The 23,863-nt window shown below is 52.6% G+C and carries 24 protein-coding genes; 4 read left to right on the plus strand and 20 right to left on the minus strand.

Features of this window, described 5'->3' with window-relative positions; all coding sequences use genetic code 11:
* Positions 1-6 precede the first annotated feature (6 nt).
* The 12 genes from EZM41_RS10610 to EZM41_RS14395 are packed head-to-tail and all read right to left on the minus strand — an operon-like array spanning position 7 to position 10,684.
* Positions 7-309 (minus strand): YbaB/EbfC family nucleoid-associated protein, encoded by a 303-nt coding sequence (locus EZM41_RS10610; protein WP_198471052.1) that lies wholly within the window; start codon positions 307-309, stop codon positions 7-9.
* Positions 310-360: 51 nt separating this feature from the next.
* Positions 361-993, minus strand: coding sequence for a V-type ATP synthase subunit D (locus tag EZM41_RS10615; RefSeq protein ID WP_198471053.1), 633 nt, complete (start codon positions 991-993; stop codon positions 361-363).
* Positions 986-2,374, minus strand: coding sequence for a V-type ATP synthase subunit B (locus tag EZM41_RS10620; protein ID WP_198471054.1), 1,389 nt, complete (start codon positions 2,372-2,374; stop codon positions 986-988). The genes EZM41_RS10615 and EZM41_RS10620 overlap by 8 nt, the downstream gene beginning before the upstream one ends.
* On the minus strand, positions 2,371-4,119 hold the full coding sequence (locus EZM41_RS10625) for a V-type ATP synthase subunit A (protein WP_198471055.1): 1,749 nt from the start codon (positions 4,117-4,119) through the stop codon (positions 2,371-2,373). Before EZM41_RS10625 ends, EZM41_RS10620 begins: the two co-directional genes overlap by 4 nt.
* Before the next feature lie 3 nt (positions 4,120-4,122).
* Positions 4,123-4,389 carry a V-type ATP synthase subunit F gene (locus EZM41_RS10630; RefSeq protein WP_198471056.1) on the minus strand — a complete coding sequence of 89 codons (267 nt, stop codon included), beginning with the start codon at positions 4,387-4,389 and terminating at the stop codon, positions 4,123-4,125.
* A gap of 5 nt (positions 4,390-4,394) precedes the next feature.
* Entirely contained in the window at positions 4,395-5,429 is a 1,035-nt protein-coding gene (locus EZM41_RS10635) for a V-type ATPase subunit (protein WP_198471057.1), read from the minus strand.
* The gene (locus EZM41_RS10640; protein ID WP_198471058.1) at positions 5,413-6,042 is read right to left on the minus strand and encodes a V-type ATP synthase subunit E family protein; all 630 of its coding nucleotides are present in this window, start codon (positions 6,040-6,042) and stop codon (positions 5,413-5,415) included. Before EZM41_RS10640 ends, EZM41_RS10635 begins: the two co-directional genes overlap by 17 nt.
* 4 nt (positions 6,043-6,046) lie before the next feature.
* Positions 6,047-6,265 (minus strand): ATPase, encoded by a 219-nt coding sequence (locus EZM41_RS10645; RefSeq protein ID WP_198471059.1) that lies wholly within the window; start codon positions 6,263-6,265, stop codon positions 6,047-6,049.
* Positions 6,250-8,163 (minus strand): V-type ATPase 116kDa subunit family protein, encoded by a 1,914-nt coding sequence (locus EZM41_RS10650; RefSeq protein WP_198471060.1) that lies wholly within the window; start codon positions 8,161-8,163, stop codon positions 6,250-6,252. The genes EZM41_RS10645 and EZM41_RS10650 overlap by 16 nt, the downstream gene beginning before the upstream one ends.
* A gap of 4 nt (positions 8,164-8,167) precedes the next feature.
* Positions 8,168-8,509, minus strand: a complete 342-nt coding sequence (locus EZM41_RS10655) for a hypothetical protein (RefSeq protein ID WP_198471061.1) — start codon at positions 8,507-8,509, stop codon at positions 8,168-8,170.
* Positions 8,493-8,957: a CBS domain-containing protein gene (locus EZM41_RS10660; RefSeq protein ID WP_342449295.1), complete on the minus strand. Its 465-nt coding sequence runs from the start codon at positions 8,955-8,957 to the stop codon at positions 8,493-8,495. Before EZM41_RS10660 ends, EZM41_RS10655 begins: the two co-directional genes overlap by 17 nt.
* Complete coding sequence (locus tag EZM41_RS14395) at positions 8,954-10,684, minus strand: WecB/TagA/CpsF family glycosyltransferase (RefSeq protein WP_198471062.1); 1,731 nt, start codon at positions 10,682-10,684, stop codon at positions 8,954-8,956. Before EZM41_RS14395 ends, EZM41_RS10660 begins: the two co-directional genes overlap by 4 nt.
* A gap of 127 nt (positions 10,685-10,811) precedes the next feature.
* On the opposite strand from EZM41_RS14395, the gene EZM41_RS10670 reads away from it, so the two are divergent.
* Positions 10,812-11,612, plus strand: coding sequence for an LmeA family phospholipid-binding protein (locus EZM41_RS10670; RefSeq protein WP_198471063.1), 801 nt, complete (start codon positions 10,812-10,814; stop codon positions 11,610-11,612).
* On the opposite strand, the gene serS is transcribed toward EZM41_RS10670, so the two are convergent.
* Genes serS through EZM41_RS10700 form a run of 6 tightly spaced genes read right to left on the minus strand, consistent with a single transcriptional unit; the run spans position 11,587 to position 17,857 of the window.
* The gene (serS, locus tag EZM41_RS10675; protein WP_198471064.1) at positions 11,587-12,867 is read right to left on the minus strand and encodes a serine--tRNA ligase; all 1,281 of its coding nucleotides are present in this window, start codon (positions 12,865-12,867) and stop codon (positions 11,587-11,589) included. The genes EZM41_RS10670 and serS overlap by 26 nt on opposite strands.
* Positions 12,868-12,869: 2 nt before the next feature.
* A complete protein-coding gene (ribH, locus tag EZM41_RS10680; RefSeq protein ID WP_198471065.1) occupies positions 12,870-13,352 on the minus strand; it encodes a 6,7-dimethyl-8-ribityllumazine synthase in 483 nt (160 codons plus the stop codon).
* A gap of 33 nt (positions 13,353-13,385) precedes the next feature.
* Positions 13,386-14,657: a bifunctional 3,4-dihydroxy-2-butanone-4-phosphate synthase/GTP cyclohydrolase II gene (locus tag EZM41_RS10685; protein ID WP_198471125.1), complete on the minus strand. Its 1,272-nt coding sequence runs from the start codon at positions 14,655-14,657 to the stop codon at positions 13,386-13,388.
* Positions 14,654-15,295 (minus strand): riboflavin synthase, encoded by a 642-nt coding sequence (locus EZM41_RS10690; RefSeq protein ID WP_198471066.1) that lies wholly within the window; start codon positions 15,293-15,295, stop codon positions 14,654-14,656. Before EZM41_RS10690 ends, EZM41_RS10685 begins: the two co-directional genes overlap by 4 nt.
* On the minus strand, positions 15,277-16,386 hold the full coding sequence (gene ribD, locus EZM41_RS10695) for a bifunctional diaminohydroxyphosphoribosylaminopyrimidine deaminase/5-amino-6-(5-phosphoribosylamino)uracil reductase RibD (protein ID WP_198471067.1): 1,110 nt from the start codon (positions 16,384-16,386) through the stop codon (positions 15,277-15,279). Before ribD ends, EZM41_RS10690 begins: the two co-directional genes overlap by 19 nt.
* Positions 16,361-17,857 carry an excinuclease ABC subunit UvrC gene (locus EZM41_RS10700; RefSeq protein WP_198471068.1) on the minus strand — a complete coding sequence of 499 codons (1,497 nt, stop codon included), beginning with the start codon at positions 17,855-17,857 and terminating at the stop codon, positions 16,361-16,363. Before EZM41_RS10700 ends, ribD begins: the two co-directional genes overlap by 26 nt.
* A 61-nt stretch (positions 17,858-17,918) precedes the next feature.
* Between EZM41_RS10700 and cysS the strand changes: the two genes are divergently transcribed.
* A complete protein-coding gene (gene cysS / locus EZM41_RS10705; protein WP_198471069.1) occupies positions 17,919-19,337 on the plus strand; it encodes a cysteine--tRNA ligase in 1,419 nt (472 codons plus the stop codon).
* 6 nt (positions 19,338-19,343) lie between these two features.
* Here cysS and EZM41_RS10710 read toward each other — a convergent pair whose 3' ends face one another.
* The gene (locus EZM41_RS10710) at positions 19,344-20,474 is read right to left on the minus strand and encodes a sensor histidine kinase (protein WP_198471070.1); all 1,131 of its coding nucleotides are present in this window, start codon (positions 20,472-20,474) and stop codon (positions 19,344-19,346) included.
* 102 nt (positions 20,475-20,576) lie between these two features.
* Between EZM41_RS10710 and EZM41_RS10715 the strand changes: the two genes are divergently transcribed.
* The gene (locus EZM41_RS10715) at positions 20,577-21,317 is read left to right on the plus strand and encodes a DUF72 domain-containing protein (RefSeq protein ID WP_198471071.1); all 741 of its coding nucleotides are present in this window, start codon (positions 20,577-20,579) and stop codon (positions 21,315-21,317) included.
* A 6-nt stretch (positions 21,318-21,323) separates the two neighbouring features.
* Here EZM41_RS10715 and EZM41_RS10720 read toward each other — a convergent pair whose 3' ends face one another.
* A complete protein-coding gene (locus EZM41_RS10720) occupies positions 21,324-22,607 on the minus strand; it encodes an acetylornithine deacetylase/succinyl-diaminopimelate desuccinylase family protein (protein ID WP_198471072.1) in 1,284 nt (427 codons plus the stop codon).
* Positions 22,608-22,771: 164 nt separating this feature from the next.
* On the opposite strand from EZM41_RS10720, the gene EZM41_RS10725 reads away from it, so the two are divergent.
* Positions 22,772-23,815 (plus strand): M20/M25/M40 family metallo-hydrolase, encoded by a 1,044-nt coding sequence (locus EZM41_RS10725; protein ID WP_198471073.1) that lies wholly within the window; start codon positions 22,772-22,774, stop codon positions 23,813-23,815.
* Positions 23,816-23,863: the final 48 nt, after the last annotated feature.

Raw genomic sequence — 23,863 nt, forward strand, 5'->3', positions numbered from 1 at the left:
GTCAATCTAAAAGAGACTGCCCATACCGCCTGTCAACTGGGCCATCTGCTCGTCCGCCAACTCCTTGCTCTTGCGCAATGCATCGCTGATCGCTGCAAGGACTAAATCTTCGAGCATTTCGACGTCATCAGGATCAACTACGTCCGGAGATATTTTTATGGAGACAATTTCACCTTGACCGTTAGATATCACCCTCACGGCACCGCCACCCGCTGCGCCCTCCACCTCCTTCGCTTTCAGTTCTTCCTGGATTTTCATCATCTGAGCCTGCATCCTTTGAGCCTGTTTTAAGATCTTGTCCATCTTCACCGGCAACACCTCCCATTTCTTATAAAATCATAGCCCTTCTTCGTCGAAACTTCATCGTTGGAAATACGGTCTCGATGTAATAGACTTTTTTATCAGGAAATGTTCGTACCTCTCTCTATCCCCTAAAATCTCACCAATCCGCTTCACCTCTTCAGTCAACGCAGGAAGGACCGTATGTTGAAGAGTGTTTATCTTAATCTGCGTGCGGCGCAGTTCGGTTTCCAAAGCCTTGAGCTTAGCTTGCAGGTTTATAAATTGCCAAAGCAACCCCTCCACTTTGTTTAAGGCCTCCAACAAGTCTTCTACGTATAGAGAAGTTAAAATGGGATTAAAAACGGCTTCGCCCCTTCTCTTAGATTCATCGATCGCCTCAACGAATTCCGGATATTTGCAGCCGGCGATGGCATGGTCGCGTTCGCGCAGCTTGAGCACCTTTACCCCGACCTCGAGCAGTTTTATCGCCGCATCCCCCTCGAAGAGTCTGACTAGCGAATAAGCGAGATAGACCTGCCTGTAACTTTCGCTGAAGGCAGATCGCATGGTTCTGTAAGCCCTGCGATCTGCCTCGATGGCCCTCATTATAGCGTCCCTTTTCTTCTCCAGCAGTCGCTTGCTGTGCTCTACTGTAGATATGCGGCGCTTGAGGTCTATGAGTTGGCTTCGCGTAGGGGGAGAGTTATTCAACTGCTTTACCTCCACGTCTCTGCGTCGCCTCAGTGGGAAGGCGGTATAGTTCAGTGGACGGCAGCGTTTCGAGACATTGCCAGGCGACGTTTATCGATTCCTCCAGAGAACGATACGTCTCACCTTGGTTTATAAATTTCCCCTCAAAACGATCGCCGAAGGAAAGATACTCCTTCTCAAGGGCGGATAACCCCTCCTCGCCCACGATCATTTTAAGCCTGCGCAGCTCCCTTGACCTCGCATAGGCAGCGTAAAGGGAATCTGCCATGACCCCGTGTATCGGATCAGTCTTGCCTTTTCCGATCCCCTTGCCCATCAATCTGCTGAGGCTCGGAAGGACATCGATCGGGGGAAATATACTTCGCTCGTGAAGCCCCCTGTCTAACACAATTTGCCCCTCCGTTATGTAACCTGAAAGGTCGACTACGGGATGTGTCATGTCATCGTCTGGCATAGTGAGTATCGGCAGTTGTGTTATGCTACCTTCATTTCCCCTGACACACCCCGCTCTCTCATAAATGCTGGCGAGATCTGAGTACATGTATCCAGGATATCCCCTTCTTCCTGGAGCCTCTTCGCGCGCGGCACTGACTTCTCTCAATGCCTCGCAATAGTACAGCATGTCGGTGAGTATCACGAGGACGTCATACCCTTTTTCTAAGGCCAAGTGTTCAGCTACGGTGAGCGCCAAGCGGGGCGTCAAGAGCCTTTCCACCGGAGAGTCACTCGCCAGATTGATGAAGAACACGCCGTGATAAAGAGCCCCGGTATCGCGGAATGCGTTCAGAAAATAAGATGCCTCTCTCCATGTAACGCCCATGGCGGCGAAGATCACCACAAAGCGCGACTCCTCCCCGGGAACGCGCGCTTGCCGGGCGATTTGGACAGCGATCCGAGAGGCCGGAAGACCTGCTCCAGAGAATATAGGAAGCTTCTGCCCCTTGATCAAAGTGTTCATGAGGTCGATGGCGGATATGCCTGTCTCCAGATAGGCATGCGGAGCCAGTCTCCTGACCGGGTTTATGGGGAGTCCAGCCACAGGAAGCTCTCCCTCAGCGCAATTTTCAACAGGAGGACCGCCATCAATAGGCTCTCCATGGCCGTTCAAGATTCGCCCGATGAGAGAAAGCCCCACGGGCATGCGAAAAATGTCCCTCTCAATCCACACGACGCTCTTGCCGGGGTCTATATCGATGTTCGATTCAAAGAGCTGAACGAGGCAAATATCACCATCTACCTGTAGAATCTGGCCTATTCGCGCCTCTCGGCCGGTTTCCACGGTAACGAGCTCACCGAAACCGGCCCCCTTTACTTTGTTTACGAAGACAAGGGGGCCGGAGATGCTATCGATTGCCCTGGAACCTTCTCGAAAAAGTCTCATCGCCCAAGGTCTCCTAAACGTATTGAGTCGATCCAATGCTTTGCCTCCACTTCAAAATCCTCAACGGGGAGCGAGCGCAACCTTAAGAGCTCCTGTTTAATCGGCAACGCTTCGATTTGCTCGTAAATCGTACCTCCCGATAGACTGGCTCTGACCTTCTCATCTAAAGATCGCAAAAGTGCAAGCATCGCTTTTTGTTTGCTCAGGGGGCAATAGGCATCCGCTGGGTCGAAGGCGTTTTGCTGTAGGTAAACGGTTTGGAGCAGTTCGGCGAACAAAAGGAGCCATCTATCCTCATCTGCGAGGGCATCACGTCCCACGAGCTGAACAATTTCCAATGCCTCCTGTCCCCTTTCCAGTGTTTCGTTCAGGAACATCTTAAGCTCAAGCCATTCTCTCCCCAGAAGCTGAACGAAATGATCACGCAGGTCCTCCTCGTAAAGGGTGTAACTCTGGCGCCAATTTATGGCTGGAAAGTGCCTTTGCTGAGCGAGGGATTTGTCCAAAGCCCAAAAGGCGCCAGATAGGCGAAGGCTCGCTTGGGTCACCGGTTCCGAAAAATCTCCCCCGGCAGGGGAGACGGCATTGATCACCGTTACGGATCCCTCTCTCAGTGGTTCACCCAACGGCACTGCACGTCCCGCCCTCTCGTAATATTGGGCAAGGCGACTACCGAGATAAGCTGGATAACCCTCTTCGCCCGGCATTTCGCCCAGACGACCGGATATCTCTCGCAACGCTTCGGCCCAACGCGATGTGGAATCGGCTATAATAGCTACGTTTTTCCCCATGTCTCTGAAATACTCTGCAATTGTCATGCCGAGGTACACGCTGGCTTCCCTTGCGGCCACCGGCATGTTGGATGTATTGGCTATCAAAACTGTGCGGTCCATCAGCGGCAGGCCGCTTTTGGGGTCAGCGAGTCTTGGGAACTCCTCCAAAACCTCGGTCATCTCGTTGCCCCGTTCGCCGCACCCAATGTAGACAATGATGTCGGCATTGCAGTATTTGGCAAGCTGTTGCTGGGTGACCGTCTTTCCTGTCCCGAACCCCCCCGGTATGACCGCGCTGCCTCCCAAGGCAATCGGAAACAGCGTGTCCAATACGCGCTGGCCTGCCAAAAAGGAAATTTCAAGCCCGAGCTTCCTTGCCACTGGGCGAGGTTCTCTGACATGCCATCGGCTTACCATGGTAAGTTCGATACCGTTGGATAACCTGCATATCTGGTCAAAGGCGCGATATTCCCCCTCTGGGGCTATCCACGCGATCTCGCTCTGGATTTCGGGGACGAAGGGAACCATGACCATATGGATAAACCCTTCCTTTTCCGCCACGTTGCCCAACACCGTGCCTGGCATTGCTATGTCTCCCACCTTGAGTCGCGGCTTAAACGGCCACTTTTTGTCCGTTGGTATGGGGCTTTCCCTCCATCCCCTGCCGATGTAAACCTCCCTGTCGGCCAAGAGGGCGAGAGGGCGACCTATGCCGTCCAAGACGCTCCCCAACAAGCCTGGCCCTAAATCGACAGACAGCAATTCACCGGAGAAGTATACAGGCTCGCCGGCTCTCACTCCATCGGTGGCCTCGTATACTTGGACATCCGCTGAGCCTTTCGAAATGCGGATCGCCTCTCCCAAGAGGCGATCGTGCCCCACATAAGCCACCTCGTATGGTCTGACTGGGAAGGGAAACCTCGCCCTCACCACCGGGCCGGATATGGCTGTAACCGTTCCAACCCTATCCATGCTTTACAAGTTCGGCGCTTCCATACCTGGAAGCAACACCCATACAGGATGAATCGAACGCAATGCGATCTTCTTAACGCGCTCCGGCATTTTTTTAAACCACTCCTCCTCAACCAGTACTACGCCTATATCTGCATCCATAACCCTTAATGTGCCCTCCACATCCAGAGGGTCTTCGCAAGTTATAGGCTCAAAGCCCAAGAGGGCCCACATGTCGACAAAGAGCCCTCTGCCGATTGCTGCAGCTCGCACACATAAAAATTCCTCCATGATCTTCACTCCAGGGGAATCAGGCTCTGTGTAATCTGTTCGGGTCTTAGGCCGAGCGAAAGCCCTACAGCCAAGGCGGTCAAATTTTGCCACTCAACTATCTGCCATGTCGAAAAGCCCATGGCCACCTCTATTCCTAAAGGATCTTTTCTGAGCTGCTTGGCCTGCCAGCGCCAAAATTCCACATTGAGGGCTCGGTAAAACTCGTGATGAGATGGTGCAGATATTCGCCTGGTTACGCTTTGCCATGGAGTTTCAGACACCGCTACTCCCACCACTTCGGCTTCCTCCAAGCGGCGGGGATCTATCCAGGCTCCGCCCGTCAGATACTCCACCCCTGTGAGCCCCCTGCCGTAGCCCGACCGTTTTCGTATCCAAAGCCCTAAGTTCCATAAGTCCACGAGTCTCCCCAAAAACTCAAGCACCAATCGCCCGTTTTTGGTGGGGAACTTTATTGCTATTCCTCTTTGAATTTCAAGGAAGCGCACCAAAAAAATCCCTTCGGCTGCGAGCAGGTTGCGATCTGCTTCGAGTTGTCGCAGCGCCTCCGCTATGGGCACCACGAAAGGGTGGTTGAACGAAAGGGCGCGCTCTACGGCCTCCATGGGGGATGAGCAATCAAAAAGCGATTTGTAGAAAGATCTGGGAAGACTGCCATAGAGATGCCATAGCGGTTCCTTCATATGTCCTCCTGAAACTGCGAATGACCGCAAAAGCAGTCTGAAGTTATAGAGGTCGGCACGAGCCAACAACACGGAGAGTAACGCTTTGGGTTCGCCCGACGCATGGGCCAAAAGCCATGAAAGCTGCCGGGTTGATTCATATGCCAGAGCCGTTTCTATCCGCTTGAGTGCCGATGGTTCGGCCGTGACGAGCTGGTATCGATAACTCTCTCCATATCTCCCGCTCAGGATAGCCCCCTCCAAGCCCGCGAGGCTTCCCTTGGCCAACGAGACCAACTCCTCCCATCTGAAGAATAACGAGAGGCGGGAGCGAATTAACGCATTCAGGTAAGCATAATTTTCAGCCGGACCGACCAATCTCCTCCATAAGAGGCCAAAGCGCGGCTGAAATGCGCCTAACGATCGATTTCTTGACCCTCTTTCGTCGTCCTTCAAACGTGTTGTCGACAATCCTCTCTCCCTCTGCATCCGTCACCGTGCATCCTCCTAAAGGTATGTCCTCCTCGTGCACGGCCGACACCCTATCGCACTGAGACAAAAACCTTCCGTCGCCTCTTCCCACGATCGCAACCGCCATCCCGTCTATTTCTATCAGCGCTTCATCTAAGAGTGTCCTCATTACCCTTGTATAGTGCTCTTCATCTTGTCTTATCGTCGCCAATGTCTTCGTTATGCGCTCTTCGGCTGACCGTAGCAATTCATCGGAAAATGCGAGGAGTCTCTCTCTTCCCAATTTTTGCGTGCGTCTTGCAATCAGCTTAAGGTTTTCGTCGTAGCGCCTATTCAGATCTTGCTGGATAGCGACGACCTTTTTTTCTACCGCCAAGCGAGAGCTCGCAATCAGCTCCTCCAGTTCTCTTTCGAGGCGTTTCTCCAAATCGGAGATCTTGCGCTCATATTCTTCGTTTAGAGAACGCTTGAACGCCTCGATCTCTTCTTCGGTCGCCGCAAAGCGCGGTAAATCCGGCATCTCGTTACGCAAACTGGAGGATGAGCATAATTGCTACAACGAAGCCCAAAATGACCATCGTCTCGGGAATAGCTTCAAGAATGATCATTGTGCCCGCTGTTTCCGGTTTTTCTGCCACTGTGCCAGCTCCTGCGCTTCCGATCCTCGCTTGCGCGTAAGCCGTCGCTAAAGCCGGAATGCTCACTGCGAGAGCTGCTGCCAAAGCTATTAACGCCTTTTCCACACGAGGCTCCCCCTTTTCCTTGCGAATGGTTTGTATTCCTTCCCGCCGCCCTTGTAGAACTTCCCCAGAAATTCCACATAGTGCAAGCGGGCTGCGTGCAGGCCAGATCCAGCTACCGCTAAAATCAGATTCAGGAGATGGATGGAAAGTGCCAGGAAGATGCCGAGGAAAGACACCCCTAAGGCATCGACGAAACGAGATGCTACAACGGCCAAGATGGCCGACGAGAGCCCTATAGCGGCTATGCGCACGTAGCTTAAAATGTTTCCCACAGCTCCTATGGTCTCTACGAGACCCCCGAGGAAGCCGACCTTGAGGAGAAGGAGCAGTCCTACGATGGTAATTGAGACTGAAAGAGTGAAAAACGACTTCGGGAGCCATCCCTTAACGTGCACCAAAACGATTATCAGTGCTGTTATGAGCAATATGTTGGCCAAGCGTTCCATCCACATATGTTTATCCCTGTGCCTGAGACCGCGCAAAAAACCGACGAATAACCCCAAAAGCACATGTACGGCGCCAAGGCCTACAGTAAAAGAAATCACGGGCAAGACTGCCTGGCTGCGTTCCACCCATAAAGGTTCCATATGAATGAGGCGATGCCCGAGATCCCCGAAAAATTCGCCGAAGGCGACTCCCCAGAAGGCACTCCAACAAGCCATGTGAACGATCACAGACCCAATGTCGCGCCACAGCTCTCTTTTGCACTTGCGCCGCAAGAGCCACCCCAGCACGCCCATAATTATTGCGTAGCCGATATCTCCAACCATGCACCCCGCAAAGAAAGGGAAAAAGATGGCGATCAAAGCGGTGGGGTCCATCTCGTTGTAACGAGGTACCGGAAGGAGTTTGAGGAAGACCTCAAAGGGTTTAAATTGCGAGGGATTGTCCAACGCGGTAGGGACCTCGTGCCATTCCTCGCTTGAGGGGTAACGCCATTGTATTAAAATTCTACCGTCAAAGCGCTCTTTTAGCCTTGTGATAAGAGCTTCAAGTGCTTCCGCCGGTATCCATCCCTCGATGACAAATATGCCTCCGTTTTCTTTGACCGCGAGCTGCTTGACTGTCAGTTGGTCTAATTTTTCTTCAACCAAAAAATAGAGCGCAGCCAAATGAGGGCCCCATTCCTCTTTGCACTTCTCAAGCTCCTCGTCTATGGATTTTAGTCTTTTAGGAACCCAAGAGAGCTTATCTTCAAGCGCCTCAATGGATTTGAGGAGACTTTCTCCCCTCGTCTCGTCCGGCGGATGCCACGGTATCCCACCGGTTAAACGCATGAAATCCTCCGCTATTTTTTCGCCTTGCGGATCCACGCTTATGGCCAAAATCGTCTCGTCGTCCTTAAGCCGCACACTGTGATGCGAAAGGTAAGGCCTCTCTTTCGGCGAAGTGACAACCTTGAGACGCGACCTCAATTGGGAAAGCGCTCTGGCATGAGATTTGTGATCGAGCCGCCATATGGATACACACTTACCCTTGGACATTTCCTCCTCGAGGAAGGTTTGGAAATGATACGCGACTTGATGACTCATCCTCAGAGATCTTAACATCTCCATCAAGGATGAGCGCTCTTCGAGGAGGAGGTGCAGCCTCCTTTTGAACTCTTCCAAGCTCTTCGCTATTTCGTCTACAACTTCCGGGTTTTCAAATTGGATCTTTCCTCTGATCCTTAAGAGGGCTTCATTGCTGATTCTGTCCCACTCTTTCCAGCCTAAGGCTTCTACCATGCCCAGAATTGTCGCGCCGAGCAGGCGTAATCCTTTGAGTTCCTCGCTAGCAAGCGGCGGAGCGCTCGGAATATCGAGGTGTAGCACACCCAACTCCTGAAGTTCCTCTACAATTGCATCCTTTTCGCTGCCGATTCCCCATACGGCGACGCGAACCATCTCCACTATCACGCTTTTATATCCCCTCCACAGACTCACCGAGGATTGTGCTCACAGCGAAGTCGACGATCTCACCGAGAAGGGCATTTCGATCTATTGTATCGGTTAGACGCCGACATTTTTCCTCTATTTCTGTTTTTAACCTATCTTCCTCTTGGACGAGGTCAGCTTCGAACTCTTTCCACTTTTCCATGGCTCGCTTAAGAGAGAGTTCCTCCAGTTCTCTTAGGCGCTCAAGCGCCTCAAGGCGCCGTTTTTCTAAGGCTTTTCGCTTAGCCTCAAGCTCTTCTTCCAACTGTAATCTATAGCGCTCAAGCTCAGCCTCCACGTTCCGGGTTGCGCTATGGTCTTCCTTCATGGGCCTCCTCCATTAGAAATTCGCAAAAGGCGCCGCGGTCTATGATACCGAGAAGCCTCCCTTCTTTCACTACAGGGAGGCGTTTTATCCTCTTCCGTATCATCAAATCTGCCACAGTCATAAGGCTGACCTCTGGCTCGACGCATATCGGATCTCGGTTCATGAATTCCCCTACCGCCTTATGTCCCAGCCTGCCAAGACGTTCTATGAGATTTCCTTCCGAATTGTCTAAGAAGCCGTTCTGGGCTAATATCTCCAAATAAGTTGGCAGAGCAAACCTTAGAATGTCGCTTTCCGAGAGAAAGCCTACCAGTATCCAATCATCCCTTACAACTGGCAAGCCAGAAAGGCGCTGCATGTATAAGATGCGCACCGCATCGAGCACCAAGTCATCCTCTGCAACCGCAGTGAGATCTCGGTGCATTAGGTCTTTTGCGGTTATAGTCACGGTTCCTCCCTCCACCTATCTATACCCAGGCACGTCATTATGACTAATATCGCGAAGATGGGCAAGCGACTGACGCGTTTTATCCTCCATGGCTCCTGGACAGTTCTGTATAGCCACTCGAGCCCCATCCTTTGCCAAAGAATAGGAGCCCTTTTCAGGCGTCCCGACAACACGTCGAAACTCCCCCCCACGCCCACGCTGACTATGCCGTTCAAACCTTTCAAGTTCCGATCGATCCAGATCTCCTGTTTAGGGGAACCCATGCCGACAAAGAGCAACCGCGCGCCGGAGTTTCGGATCTCTTCGCATATTAAGACATCTTGAGCCTCATTGAAGTAACCGTCATGGACACCGGCCACGACGAGACCCGGATATCTTGCAGATAACTTACAAGCCGCCTCTTCGGCCACGCCGGGTTTGCCGCCCAACAAATACACAGGCCACCCTTGCGCTGCGGCGACTCTGCAAAGTTGATCCATAAACTCTACGCCGGCTATCCGTTCCTGCACTCTATATCCAAGGCATCTCAAACCCCAGATCAATCCCACCCCGTCGGGCAAGACCATATCGGCGGCTCTGACGATTCGTCGATAATTCGCATCGGTGCGACTCCTATAGGCAGCCAACGCATCGGGCGTAACCACATAGCGCGCAAGGTCTCCGGATTCGATCCATCCGCAGACCTTGGAGAGGACATAGGTGAGTGATACGTTATCCACTCGTATACCCCACAATACGGGCCATCGCATGTCGCTTTTAGGTAGGAGCTTCCTGGTGCTGCCCAGCACAACTGCTATGCCGGCGCCCAAAAAGGCCATCGTGAGAGGGCGCGAAGCCCAGCCCAACGGTAGCTCGGAAGAAGCGACAGCGCCGCCGAGGCACATACACACCAAAGCAACCAACCTTATCGCCTTGGGATGATCGATGCCCATCGATATAAAGCGGCGATACAGCGATGGAAAGCGAGTCAAATCTACGGCAAAGGCTCGGCTTGCCACATAGAGCGATGTTTCTAAAATGGGGAGGGCGAAAAGCCCCAAAGGTAAGAATAGCAATACGGTGAACGTTACTCCCTTGCTCACCCCCAGGATTGAAGTGCCAGCTATGAGAACCCCCCACATCCCGGCAAGCGGTTCCCCTAAGCGACGGAAGGGGTGTCCATGGCGGCTCCAAAACACGGCCGTAAAGGCCAATCCCGCCGCCGAAAGCCAGACGGCGTCCGGCGTATGCTGCGGAAGTACGAATGTTACTATAGACATCAACAACCATACGACCGCTAACAGATGGCCCATGAGGCCAGGAGTTTGGTCCAGTTCCTGGAGTAGAAGGGGAAAGAGCGTCATCCAAATTGTGGTCACCATTACCGAGGCCCACGGTGAGAAATAGTAATACTCCCCTCGAGGCAGGCTCATGAAGGATATCCTGGGGCCAAAAGCGCAAAAAGCCATGCCGATAAGTATGTATGCAAGAGACCAAAGTCGATGAGGGTAATATTTGCGCGCTATGCCGACCACTAAGGCCAGAACAGCAAAAGCTACCACGACCTGGGCAGATCTGGAACCCATCGCTATTGCGAGCAGGGCTATGCTACCGATCAGCGTGAGATCGCGCACATAATCCCTCTGATCGGGCAAAAGGACTCTCTTTAGGTTTTTATGAATCAAAAGACAGGCGATCGCTGTGATCATTACTATAGCAATTTGGCCCCATACAAAGCTGCTTATCACCGTCGGGCCTCCCTTCGAGGCAAGGTATGATAGCTATAAGGTCAAAGTTATTGTATCATACCCATGTGCGACGAGGCTATGATCATGCAAAGTGTATCTTGGATCGAAAAAGGAGAGAGGGCGTATAATGAGGAAGGCAATCATGGGTGCGTTCATGTCTGTGCTTATATCTGCATCGATACTCTTTGCCTCCCCCTGCACATCGGCAAACGGATTGATCGACGAACTCGGCAAGGCCATGGTGAGGGAATTCTCCCCAGACTGTCTCGTTTTTACTTCAGCAGAGCCGATCGGTGACGACGGCTTTACTCCACACCTGCATCTCGCCGTCAAAGGCGGCATGATTGACAAGCTACGCGTCGATGAAATTTCGGTTGAGGCTTTCAGTGTGCGGTTCAATTCCCCGGAGATGTGGCATGAGAAATTGCGCCTCGAAACTGTCGACGAAGTAAGGCTCGCCGCGAGGATCACAGAGAAAGACATAAATGCAGCCTTGCTTGGGACAGAACTTGACGAACATTGGAAGAACGTGCGCATTGATTTGAGGCCTGAAGAAATAGTGGCCGTAGGCGTGTATCAGCAGAGTTTCATCTTTAAATTCCGTTTCCTGCTGAAGCTCGCAGGTGGACTGGAGGTCGTCGACGGAAACAAGGTTTATTTGACGAATTATCAATTTTATGCCAATGGCTTTCGCGTAAGTCAGGAAACCACGGACAAAATAGTCGAAAAAATACAGCCTATATTGGATTTGTCCAAGTTCATTTTCCCAGCTAAGCTCAAAGAGATACGCCTAAGCGAAGAGGAGCTGCTCTTATACAGCGACCCTCCGCCGTCTGAGATCAGCGGAGGGATCGTCTGGAGCTTTAAGCGCAGCGGAGTCGCCCAGTGCGACAATGCGAGGATTACCGAAGCGGACCGATCTCCCTGATTCCTCCCATGTAAGGGACTAAGGCATCGGGGACAGCTATAGAACCATCGGCTTTTTGGTAATTTTCCATTACAGCAATCAAGCATCTTCCTATGGCAATACCCGAGCCGTTTAATGTGTGCACAAAGCGAGGACGCCCTCCATCGCGCGGCCGGAAACGCGTGTTAATGCGACGGGCTTGAAAATCCTCGCAATTGCTGCACGAACTGATCTCTCTGTATTTGCCTTGGGAGGGCAACCACACCTCGATATCGTATGTCTTGCTGGCAGCGAACCCCATGTCGCCGCTGCACAGACATATAACTCTGTATGGAAGCTCCAAAAGCTGAAGCACCTTTTCCGCATTGCGCGTCAACCCTTCGAGTTCGTCGTAGCTCTTTTCGGGATGACATATTTTGACGAGCTCCACCTTGTCGAACTGGTGCTGGCGGAGCATCCCTCGCACATCCCTGCCGTGGCTTCCGGCCTCGCGGCGAAAGCATGGGGTGTAGGCGGTGTAATAGATCGGAAGGCGATCTTCGCTCAAGATCTCGCCGGCGTGCATGTTAGTCAATGGGACTTCTGCCGTCGGAATGAGCCAAAGGTCATCGTCGGCACATTTATACAGCTCCTCGGCGAATTTGGGCAATTGTCCCGTTCCGCGCATAGTTGCGGTATTGACAAGAAAGGGAGGTTCAATCTCTATATAACCATGCTCAACGGTGTGCAGATCGAGCATGAATTGAATTAAAGCCCTCTCCATCCTTGCCCCCATGCCCTTCAAGACAGTAAAACGACTCTGGGCGAGGCTGACACCGCGCTCAAAATCCAATATACCGAGGGCTGTCCCAAGGTCCCAGTGCGGCTTGGGCTCGAAGTCGAAATTGGGAGGGTCGCCACAGGTGCGCACGACTACGTTTTCCTCCTCGTCTCGCCCTATAGGAACAGAAGAGTGGATGCGGTTGGGAATCTGAAGTAGGAGGTCATCTATTTTGTCTTGGAGGGAAGAGATTTCCGCATCTAAATTGCCTATCTCTTCGTCCAGCTTTCGCAGCTCATCGAGCAATGTCGACGCATCCTTCCCCTCCCTCTTCAAGCTGCCTACGAGCTTCGACCCCTCGTTTCTGCGGGCCTTCAAGGCTTCTGCTGCGGTCAATCTTTCCCTGCGTACGGTATCGAGCTTTAGCAGTTCATCGAGAGGAAAGTTTGTACCTCGATGTTTCAGCATCAAACGCACTTCTTCTTCGTTCTCGCGTATCCACTTGAGGTCAAGCACCGTCAAGCCTCCCCCGTTTTTGCACGGATCTGGTTGAGCAAATCGGCCATCTCTATTGCGGCCACGGCGGCCTCTGCCCCCTTATTTCCGGCCTTGCTGCCTGCCCTTTGGAGCGCTTGTTCCAAATCGTCACAGGTGAGGACGCCGAACGATACGGGAACGCGATGTCCCAAACCTACGTTGGCCAAGCCTTTGGACATCTCGGAGGCTATGTAATCAAAGTGAGGCGTATCTCCTCTGATCACCGCACCCAAGGCTACTATTGCGTCGTAGCGTCCTGAAAGTGCTAGTTCCTTGACCGTTAAAGGAAGCTCCCACGATCCTGGCGTCCAATATACGTCTATGTTTTGATGGTTGACGCCATGGCGAATCAGAGCATCCTTGGCTCCCTCCAGGAGGCGGCCGGTTATGAGCTCGTTAAACCTCGATACCACTAAGGCGAAACGATAATCCTTCCCCAACAACTGTCCTTGAACGACTCGCATGTTTTCACACTCCCTTATCGACAAACTCTTGATTCAACCGATAAAATCGCGAATGTGCAAAAGGTGGCCCAATTTATCTTGCTTAGTCCTGAGGTAATTTTGGTTGTAAGAGTTGGGTGGTATTTCGATGGGAACCCTGTCCACCACCTCGAGTCCATACCCTCTTAGACCAACGATCTTTTTGGGGTTGTTCGTCATCAAGCGAATCTTGCGCAACCCCAGATGAACGAGGATCTGAGCGCCTATCCCGTAATCTCGCAAATCGGGAGGGTAACCCAATGCCAGGTTTGCCTCCACTGTATCGAGCCCCTTCTCCTGAAGCTCGTAGGCCTTCAACTTTTGAAGCAGGCCTATGCCCCTACCCTCTTGGCGCATGTAAAGGAGTACTCCCATGCCCTCTTTTTCAATAAGTTCCATGGCCTTATGGAGTTGTTGGCCGCAATCGCACTTGAGAGAGCCGAAAACCTCTCCCGTGAGGCATTCGGAGTGCACTCTGACCAATACCGGCATCTCTGTCGTCAGATCTCCTTTGACGAGCGCTATATGGAGCCGCTCCGGCGATTCGTCAAGTATAAAGCGGTATGCGTGAGCAATAAAATCGCCATAAATCGTGGGCAGATGAACGCTTGAAACCCTTTCAACCAGGCACTCCCTCTCATGACGATAGCGTATCAGCGCAGCAATGGTAAGTATTTTAAGCCCATGTTTTTCTGCAAATTGGATCAGATCGGGGACCCTCGCCATAGTGCCGTCGTCATTCATTATCTCACATATGACGCCGGCGGGCTGCAAGCCGGCGAGACGTGCCAAGTCTACCGCAGCCTCCGTGTGCCCAGCTCGCTTCAGTACCCCGCCCTTTCTGGCTACGAGCGGGAAAACGTGGCCAGGACGGCGAAAGTCGTCCGGACCGGCAGATGGATCGGCCAAGGACCGGCACGTCAATGCTCGTTCGGCCGCCGAAATACCTGTGGTTGTCCCTTTAGCGGCATCGACCGTAATTGTGAAAGCTGTCCCATGGCGATCCGTATTGCGCGGCACCATGAAGTCGAGCTGAAGCTCGTGCGCCCTCTCTTGAGTTATCGGGGCACATATTAAGCCTCTGCCATATTTGGCCATGAAGTTTATATCCTCAGGCCTCACTTTTTCTGCTGCCATGAGCAGGTCGCCCTCGTTCTCTCTCTCTTCATCATCCACCACGATTATCATCTTTCCCTGGCGGATATCTTCGAGGGCCTCTTCCACGCTACAAAATGTGCCCGTCGATGACGTTAGCGTCAAAATCCTTCCCCCCTTGCAAATTATCATATCCAGCCGTAGCGAGAAAGCTTCTCCCACGTGAGATGAGAACCGCTTTCGCTGCTGTGGAGGAAGCGTTCGATATATCTGCCGAGGATATCCGTTTCGATGTTGACCTGATCTCCCTCCCTCGCCTTACCGAGCGTGGTGCTTTCGAGTGTCGCCGGTATGAGGCCTACAGAAAAGGTGCTTCCTTCTATCTCTATCACGGTGAGACTGACGCCATCTACAGCGATCGATCCCTTCGGCACGATATATCGAGAGATCTCTTCTTCCGTTTTTATCCACATAGTCTTTGTGCGCTTGCCGCTCGCTACCTTTGAGATAACCCCCACGCCCTCCACATGTCCTTGGACTATGTGCCCATCGAGGCGAGAAGAAGGTTTCAATGACCTCTCGAGATTCAGAAGATCTCCGGGGCGCAGGAAGGAAAGTTTCGTCTTCTTAGCTGTCTCTTCCATCATCTCCGCTATAAAGATACCCCCCCTAATTCCCACAACCGTAAGGCATGCCCCCGAGACAGCTACAGAACTGCCCAGTGCCATATCCTTTGAAACTAAGGGAGCTTCAACCTCGAGTGTTATCGTCTCTCCCTCTCGCCTTATTGACTTGAGTTTTCCTATCTCTTCTACAATGCCGGTGAACATTTCGGCCTTACCTCCAACCACAGATCCCCGTCGAGGTTTTTTACCTCCTTTATCTCTCCTTCAAAAGCCCTCTCTATTGCTACCGTTTCCAGATAGCCCAAGACTGGAAGGCCAACGCCAAGAAATTTCGGAGCCACGAAGATCTCGAACAAATCGACGAACCCTTCTCTGGCGAAAGAGCTCGCTATGGACGGCCCTCCCTCAATCAGGAGGTAGCAGACCCCTCTGTCTGATAGAAAATTGAGCACATCGCTCAAGTTTGGGTGTCCTCTTTCGTCACGCGGCAGGATTACGACCTCGCCACCGGCATCCTCGAGCGCTCGTATGCGTGCGCTGTCGCATCCTTCGGCCGCTATTATCACACAGCTTCCGCCGTCGAGTACCTTAGCCCTTATGGGGGTGCGAAGATTGCTGTCGAGCACGACCTTCAAGGGGTTTCGCCCCTCCACATGGCGGACTGATAGCTCTGGGTCGTCTGATATCACTGTATTAACACCCACGACTACGGCATCGCTTTCGCTTCTCAAGAGGTGAGCCACGCTTCTCGAGCGCAAATTCGTTACCCATCGGCTCTCGCCGTTTTTTAGCGCAACCATGCCGTCCAAACTCACGGCGCACTTGAGCACGACCCAGGGGCGGCGCAGCTCTGTCATCCTGAAGAAGCCACGGTTTGCCCACTTCGCTTCTTCTTCTAAAACACCGACGGCGGTGCGAAGGCCCGACGTTTCGAGGATTTTCATACCGGAGCCGCTCACTGCGGGATTCGGATCGATTACAGCTGCCACCACTTCTGTCACGCCAGCTTCTACCAGGCGAGGCGCGCATGGTGGCGTCTTGCCCCAGTGGGAGCACGGTTCAAGGCTGACGTAGGCCGTGCTACCGGAGGCGTTCTTCCCGGCCATATCGAGGGCCATGACCTCTGCGTGTGGACCCCCAAAAGATTTGTGGTAGCCCCATCCTACCACAGACCCTTCTTTCACCAAAACACATCCTACCTTGGGGTTGGGGCTGACAAAGCCTGTACCCCTTTCTGCCAGACTCAAAGCCATGCGCATGAAGTGCTCGTCAAGGCGTCTTCGAGAGTTCGGCATCCTTACCCTCCCTAAGTGTATTTATTATACGCTTGGCTAATGAGGGGCCAACGCCTGGCACGGCAGTCAATTGCTCGGGCTCGAGGTCCGATATCCTGGCGACGCTTCCGAACATCGCCAAGAGCGCGGCGGCTCGCCTTTTGCCCACGCCAGGGATCTCTTCGAGCGCAGACCGCCGATATCGCTGATCTCGTCCGCGTCTATGGCTGCTTACGGCAAAGCGGTGGGCTTCATCGCGCACGCGTTGCAGCAGCTTAAGGCCCGGGTCTTCGCGCGAAAGCTTCAGGGGAGACCTCTTCCCTGGCAGGTAAAGTGCCTCTTCTTCCTTTGCCAGCGCCACAACCGGCAAGTCCTCGAGGCCCAGTTTGTGCAGGGCCTGAAGCGCAAACTGTAACTGCACTGCTCCTCCATCCACCAAAAGGAGCTGTGGCAGCGCTTCTTCCTCGTCGAGAAGGCGCCTATATCGCCTGTAAACCACTTCTTCTATGCACCTGAAGTCGTCCACGCCCTCGACGGTACGAATTCGAAACTTGCGGTACAGCGATGGATTTGCCACTCCCTGTTCGAAGACTACAAAGACGCCGTACGATTCGCGCCCGCTCAGATGAGATATGTCACAGCCGTCTATCCTCCACGGCAAAGCGGCGAGCCCCAAACGGCTTTGCAGAGCGGTCATTGCGCACCATGTGTCTTTGTCGAGGTCTTCCGATAGAGAGTAGGATACTTTTTGTCGGCTCAACCGCCAAACAGCCCTAATCGCGTCACGCATTCGTGCCGCTTCCTCGAAGGCTAAGGCTTCCGCGGCCTTTTCCATTTTTGCTCTTAGTCTTTCGACCAACGGCAAGGCTTGACCGCGGAGGAGCATGATGATCTCATCCACTCTATCACGATAATCGGACTCAGAGCAAGCACCGGTACACGGTGCCAGACACTTGCCGAGAAAATGGCGCAGACATGGCCTCTCTCGCGCAGGGATCTTTTCAAGCGTCGCGCTGCAGCTCCTCAAAGGAAAGTAGCGCTCTACTAAGCGCAACACCTGCCTCAATTCCGATACGCGCGTGTACGGGCCTATATAAATAGACCCGTCGTCTTCCTTGTGCCTGGTTATTACTAACCTTGGGAAGCGTTCGTTGGTTATTTTTACATAAGGGTAACGCTCCCCCATCTTCAGCTCCACGTTGAAAAACGGCTGATATTGTTTTATCAGCTTCGCTTCGACTACAAGCGCCTCGGCCTCCGTCTCCGTCCGTATGAACGATATATCGCTTATACTGTGGATCAGCTTACGCAACCGGGGCGAAGCTATTTGGGCATGGCGAAAGTAAGAAAGGACGCGCTTCTTCAAAGACCTCGCCTTCCCCACGTATATGACCCGTCCTGTCTCGTCGTGCATTATATAAACGCCAGGACGATCGGGAAATCGCCTCACTTTATCCCTGAGCGCCTCCGGCGTAGGTGGCTTCGTTTCCATAACACAAGTCTCTCCCTTCTGGTATCATTATAATCCCTGACGCAAAAAGGAGGTGCGACTCATGTCGCTGTCTTTATACAATGACTTGACGCATCAAAAGGAAATTTTTACTCCGCTCGAAGAGCGGAAGGTGCGTTTTTACGTATGCGGTCCCACCGTCTACGATTACATCCACGTGGGAAACGCCAGGCCGTTTATCTTGTTCGACATACTGAGGCGCCATATGGAAGACATGGGATACGAGGTGGTCTATGTACAGAACTTCACGGACATAGACGACAAGATGATAAACAAGGCGCGTAACTTAGGGATAAGCGTGGACGAGTTGGCAGAGCGCTTCATAACCGCTTATTTTGAGGACGCCGATGCGCTCGGCATACAGCGCGCCACAGCGCATCCAAGGGCCACGCATTATATCCCACAAATAATAAAACTCGTGGAGAGATTGATAGAAAGAGGGCATGCTTACGTAATCGACGGCGATGTATATTTTGATGTCTTGAGCTTCCCGGGATACGGAAGGCTGTCGAAGCAAAGCCTCGAAGAACTCCTCTCGGGAGCGCGCGTAGAAATTGACCCTAAGAAGAAACATCCGCTGGACTTCGCTCTGTGGAAGGCACAAAAACTGGGTGAGCCGGCTTGGAACAGCCCTTGGGGAATGGGTCGCCCGGGCTGGCACATAGAGTGCAGTGCCATGGCCATCAACATATTAGGAGAGACGATAGACATACACGCGGGCGGAAGCGATCTGCTCTTTCCTCACCACGAAAACGAAATAGCGCAGGCCGAAGCGGCTACGGGGAAGACATTCGTCCGCTATTGGATACATAACGGCTATCTGCTCATAGAGGAAGAAAAAATGTCTAAATCGTTAGGAAATATAGTGTCCGTACGGGAAGCGATGAAGCTCTATTCGCCCATCGCCGTACGCCTGTTCATGCTCAGCGCTCATTACCGTTCGCCTTTGAACTTCAGCGGCGAAGCCTTAAACCATGCCGTAGGCGCCGCGGAGAGACTGCAAAACGGCTGGAAAGAGCTCTCTTTCGCTCTGCGGCACAGACCGAGAAAAAAAGAGAGAGATGACGCCTTGAGAGAGACTATAGAGGCAACAGAAGCGCGTTACGAGGAGGAGTTGAACGATGACTTCAACACCGCCGGTGCGTTGGGTGCGGCATTTGAGTGCGTGCGCGCTGTAAATACATATCTCGCTCAACATGAAGAAGTGGACGAAGAATCTCTGATGGAGGCTGAGCGTTTTTTGGCACGCGTCGACCGGGTGATGGGGATAATAGGCATAGAGCGTTTAAACGACATCGATGATCTGATGACGAGCGAAATAGAAAGGCTCGTCTCCGAGAGAGAAAAGGCCCGCAAGGAAAAAGATTTCAAAAAAGCCGATGCAATCAGAGAGGAGCTGGCAAAAAAGGGAATAATCCTTGAGGATACACCACACGGCACGAGGTGGAGCAAGGCAATGTAGCTCATATCAAAGTGGAACGACGAGCGTGACGATCGTACCTCTCGATGGCGCGCTTTCGACAGAGATCTCTCCCCCCAAGATCTGCGCTCTGTCGAGCATGCTGCGCAAACCCCACGCCTCTTTCTCGGCGACATCAAGCGCTTTTCTAACGTCGAAGCCCACTCCGTCATCTACCACTTTGACTCGCAGGGCATCTTCGCCACCACTTACCATAATTTTTATCTCCTTAGCGCGCGCGTGCCTTGCAGCGTTGATCGTGGCTTCTTGTATAATATAAAACAAGTGTGCGAGCAGGATTTTTCTCAGCGAGGGCATCTTGCCCTCAAAAGATACCTTTACAGGAACGCCGTAGGTAACCTCGGTGCGGTGAGCGAGATTGCGTATGGCACCCTCAAGCGTGTCTTCCGGTTCTAAGGTTTTTAGCCCTTGAATAAAGTTGCGCATGCTCGTCATTGTGCCCTGAAGTTGAGCCTTGGCCTCTTTCAGGCAACTTACGACTTCATCAAATTTTCCCTCGGCACAGAACCGATCTAATAGCTCCAAGGAGAGCAAAAGCGATGCACATTCCTGAATCGGACCATCGTGCAGATCTCTCGATAGACGGCGTCTCTCCCTCTCGATCAACTCAAGCGCTATTGCCAAAGCCCTAAAGTCCGCGCCCTCGAGCAAAGAAGAGATATCGTCCGCTTGAGAGAGGAGAAGCTGTAATGCGAGCTCTAGCTTATGAAGCATTTGGTCGCTCTGCTTCAGCGTCTCCTCGAGTCTTGCTATCTCGCGCTCGAGGTCATTTCTCCTTCGCCTCAGATGAGCCTCTCTCTCTTCGAGTCTTCCTTTTTGCTGAAGGAGGTATTCAGCCTCGTGATACGCCTGCCATTCGGCTGCTTCGTCCTTTGATTTCGTCGCTTCGACAAGACGACGCCTTGCAGCAGCATATGCCCTTTGCGTGGTCTCGTGTTCTGCTATTGTGACCTCCATCTTGCTTTGAATCTCTCCAAACTCCTGCCTTACGATCTTCAAGCGATCCACAGTGCCGCTTCTGATCTTTTGAACCTCGGCGCATCCCTCTTCAAGCGCTTGGGCCACCTTGTCCAATACCTCTTGCAGTTTGCCGAGGAAAGCACCTTTATCTTCGGCCATTTGACCCCCATCCACACCTCATGCTTGGACTATGCGATGTATTTCATCTTACACCTTAAGAGTCAAAGTAGGTAGCTGTTATTATTATGTGGGGGGGCAGACATGATGACGAAGAGAGGAAAATCCTGGGTCGGAACCTCGGGGTGGTCGTATGTGCACTGGGTTGGGCCGTTTTATGCGCCTGAACTGCGACCCGGTGAGTTTCTCAAGTATTATGTGGAGCGCTTCAATACGGTCGAAATAAACAGCACCTTTTACAAGCTCCCGAAGGCGGAAACCGTGCGGCGCTGGCGCGCCTTGGCCCCATCCTGCTTTCTCTATGCGGTAAAAGCGAGTCGCCAGATAACCCACGTCAAGAGGTTGATAGATCCTAAGGACACAATTCCACCCTTTCTGGAACGAGTGAGCTTGCTCAAAGAGAAACTCGGTCCTATACTCTTTCAGCTTCCTCCCAGCATGAAGCTCGATCCGGAAAGGCTCGGCACTTTTCTGGATAACTTGGATAGGTCCCACTTGTGGGCCTTTGAGCTGAGAAACAAGTCTTGGTTTGATGATCGCATCTTCGACCTCCTCAAGCGCCACAATGCAGCCATGTGCCTCTATGATTTTGAAGGCTTGCGTCCGCCTGAAGTCGTAACGGCCAATTTCATTTACATAAGGCTACACGGCCCCGCGGTGAGGTACAGAGGGTCATACTCACAGCAGTTCATAGAGTCATTGGCCAACAAGATATATCGCTGGACCAGCAACGGCTACGACATCTTCTGTTACTTCGACAACGACGAGGCTGGGTATGCTGCCATAAACGCCTTGCAGCTCTCCCAGCTCGTCATGAAACAGTAATTTTTTCTACGCTTTGAAGCCCAACAGAGAAAGGGCGCCTATCGCCATTACTTTTGTGGCTTTGACGAGATGTTCTACTTCTACATATTCGTCGCTTTTATGAGCCAGGCTCAGAGGGCCAGGACCGTAGACTATACACTGATCTATGCCAGCTTTGTGGACCACGTATTTTTGGTCGTCGCTGCCAGGGCTTACGGAGAAATCTGGTTCCCTTCCCAATACTGTCTTGCCCGCTGCGAGAAAAGCCTTGACCACGCTCGTGTCGGTGGGAACGATGGTCGGCTCTGTCTCCATGATTTTGCTTACCTCATACTGAAATGTGGGATCGCTTCCTTTGATCTCTTCCAGACAGGACAGGAGCTCCGCATATGAATTTGATACATCCTGCTCCGGCACAAGCCGCCAATCGAATTGGGCCGTGCACTCATCTGGCACTACATTCACCTTAGCGCCTCCATTGATCACCGTAACGGTCAAGCTGGATTGCCGCGCCTCGGGCGGCATCACGGGATAGGCTGTATTTATGGCTTCTATTTTGGGCCTTATTTTTGCGTTAAACGCGTTTATTACAGTTACCATCTTTTCTATAGCGTTTATGCCCAAGACCGGCATGCTCCCGTGGCACATCTTCCCTTTGGTCTTGACCTCAAACCAGAGCGTGCCGCGGTGGCCTATGCATATCTTGTCATAGTCCAAACACTCTGTAATGACGCAATAATCGCTCTTGTCCTTGGAAATGACCCCTTGCTCTACCAAGTACCCTACGCCGGCCTGGCCGCCGCTCTCCTCGTCTGGAGTCGCGCTCGATTCAACCGTTCCCAACAGGGATATGCCTTCTCTCCTTATCGCCTCTATCGCGAATACTTGTGCCGCTATACCCGACTTCTGGTCCGAGGCTCCTCGCCCATAAATCTTGCCATCTTTCACCACTCCGCCGAAGGGGTCGACGGTCCAATTGCCCCCCGCCGGAACTACATCGTAGTGACCGTTGAAATGGAGCAGAGGCTTTTCTTTTTCTCCCTTTATGCGCCCTACGACGTTTACCCTCGGGAGGCCGTTCCCATGAGGAGCCAGCTCATGAAGCCTTTCTGGTGGGACCTCCACGTAATTGACTTCATGACCAAACTCGCGCATCTTTTCGCCTATGAGTTGAGCGCACTCCTTATAGTATCGACCGGGCGGGTTTTCTGTGGGCACTTTCACCATATCGCTCAAAAAAGTCACAAGCTCATCTCTCATCTCATCGACTCTGCGAGATATCCTATCTACGATATTAGCGGGTACATCCATCAGTTGGGCCTCCTTCTTGAAATAATTTCTAAAGCGGCCAAAGTATCATACCCTATTTTGAGTCACTTTTGAAGATGACAAAAAGCATCTGCGGAATATGACCGGCACGCCTAAATGCCTTTATGTTCTATAATGGGACTTTACATAAAGGTGAGCACATCACGGTGAAGGGAAGTGTAAGCTTGATAAGCAAACTCCTTTTTGAGGCAGTACAGATTCCCGGCCCGTCCGGCCACGAAGGACGCGTAGCGGCGTGGATGGAGGTGAAACTGAGCCCCCATGTGGATGAGGTCTGGCGCGACGGAGCGGGCAACGTCGTTGGGAAAAAGAAAGGCAAAAATTCCCAAAACAGCCTGATGCTCGCCGCTCATATGGACGAAGTCAGCCTCGTCGTAAGATCTGTAAGCGATGTCGTGCGCTTCGAGGTAGTCGGGTGGATAGATCCAAGGACGCTCCTCGGTTCGCCGGCCCTCATCCTTGCCAGGGGCGAAGACATTCCAGGCGTAATCCGCTCTACGAGCGCTCACCTTGCGGAAGCCGGAGGAGAAGTAGAGCTTTGGGTCGACGCGGGAAGCCGCACATCTGACGTGAGGATCGGCGATCCCATCGTGTTTGCCACAAATCCGAGATGGCTCAGCCCAGATGAGAGAATACTAGCGAGTCATGCCATAGATGACAGGATCGGTCTGTGCGTCCTCATCGAGGTGGCCAAAAAGCTGACGGAACAACCCGAGTACGACATATACTATGTAGCCACGGTCCAGGAGGAGGTCGGGGGGCATGGGGCAGTATTCGCCGCCGGAGAGATAAAACCCACCTGGGCTGTTGCAATAGACACGGCCTTCGCCTCCGACCCCGCTCTACCCGAAAACCCTCGTTTGGACTCTGGCCCAGTAGTGCGACGTTTTGTGATGTCTCAACCAAAAGGGCCGCTCTATCCGCCATCAGTTCTCTTTTCGAGCGCTCTCTTAGGCGATGCGATGATGGAAAGCGCTAGAAAGCAAAGTCTCCCCGTAAACGAGGACATAAACTGCCGCACATTCACAGATGCATGCCGAATCTTCGATGCCCACCCCGATATAGCTTGTTTGCCCTTCCTAATTCCGCGCCGTTACTCTCATTCGCCATACGAGGTGGTGGATGTGCGCAACGCAGATATCACCGCACAAATCATCCTTGGTGCTTTACCGCTCATATTCGCCTCATAGTCAGAGCGAGCCCTTGCCAAACGAAGACGGGCCTGTAATTAGAAACAT

This window comes from Acetomicrobium sp. S15 = DSM 107314, assembly GCF_016125955.1.
GTDB classification, from domain to species: Bacteria; Synergistota; Synergistia; order Synergistales; family Thermosynergistaceae; genus Thermosynergistes; species Thermosynergistes pyruvativorans.

Coding starts and splice junctions, on each gene's coding strand:
- EZM41_RS10620 (WP_198471054.1), bottom strand. CDS start 2,374: ATGAGACTTTTTCGAGAAGGTTCCAGGGCAATCGATAGCATCTCCGGC.
- EZM41_RS10625 (WP_198471055.1), bottom strand. CDS start 4,119: ATGGATAGGGTTGGAACGGTTACAGCCATATCCGGCCCGGTGGTGAGG.
- EZM41_RS10630 (WP_198471056.1), bottom strand. CDS start 4,389: ATGGAGGAATTTTTATGTGTGCGAGCTGCAGCAATCGGCAGAGGGCTC.
- EZM41_RS10640 (WP_198471058.1), bottom strand. CDS start 6,042: ATGCCGGATTTACCGCGCTTTGCGGCGACCGAAGAAGAGATCGAGGCG.
- EZM41_RS10655 (WP_198471061.1), bottom strand. CDS start 8,509: ATGAAGGAAGACCATAGCGCAACCCGGAACGTGGAGGCTGAGCTTGAG.
- EZM41_RS10670 (WP_198471063.1), top strand. CDS start 10,812: ATGAGGAAGGCAATCATGGGTGCGTTCATGTCTGTGCTTATATCTGCA.
- ribH (WP_198471065.1), bottom strand. CDS start 13,352: ATGCGAGTCGTTCAAGGACAGTTGTTGGGGAAGGATTATCGTTTCGCC.
- EZM41_RS10685 (WP_198471125.1), bottom strand. CDS start 14,657: ATGATAATTTGCAAGGGGGGAAGGATTTTGACGCTAACGTCATCGACG.
- EZM41_RS10690 (WP_198471066.1), bottom strand. CDS start 15,295: ATGTTCACCGGCATTGTAGAAGAGATAGGAAAACTCAAGTCAATAAGG.
- ribD (WP_198471067.1), bottom strand. CDS start 16,386: ATGCCGAACTCTCGAAGACGCCTTGACGAGCACTTCATGCGCATGGCT.
- EZM41_RS10700 (WP_198471068.1), bottom strand. CDS start 17,857: ATGGAAACGAAGCCACCTACGCCGGAGGCGCTCAGGGATAAAGTGAGG.
- cysS (WP_198471069.1), top strand. CDS start 17,919: ATGTCGCTGTCTTTATACAATGACTTGACGCATCAAAAGGAAATTTTT.
- EZM41_RS10710 (WP_198471070.1), bottom strand. CDS start 20,474: ATGGCCGAAGATAAAGGTGCTTTCCTCGGCAAACTGCAAGAGGTATTG.
- EZM41_RS10715 (WP_198471071.1), top strand. CDS start 20,577: ATGATGACGAAGAGAGGAAAATCCTGGGTCGGAACCTCGGGGTGGTCG.
- EZM41_RS10720 (WP_198471072.1), bottom strand. CDS start 22,607: ATGGATGTACCCGCTAATATCGTAGATAGGATATCTCGCAGAGTCGAT.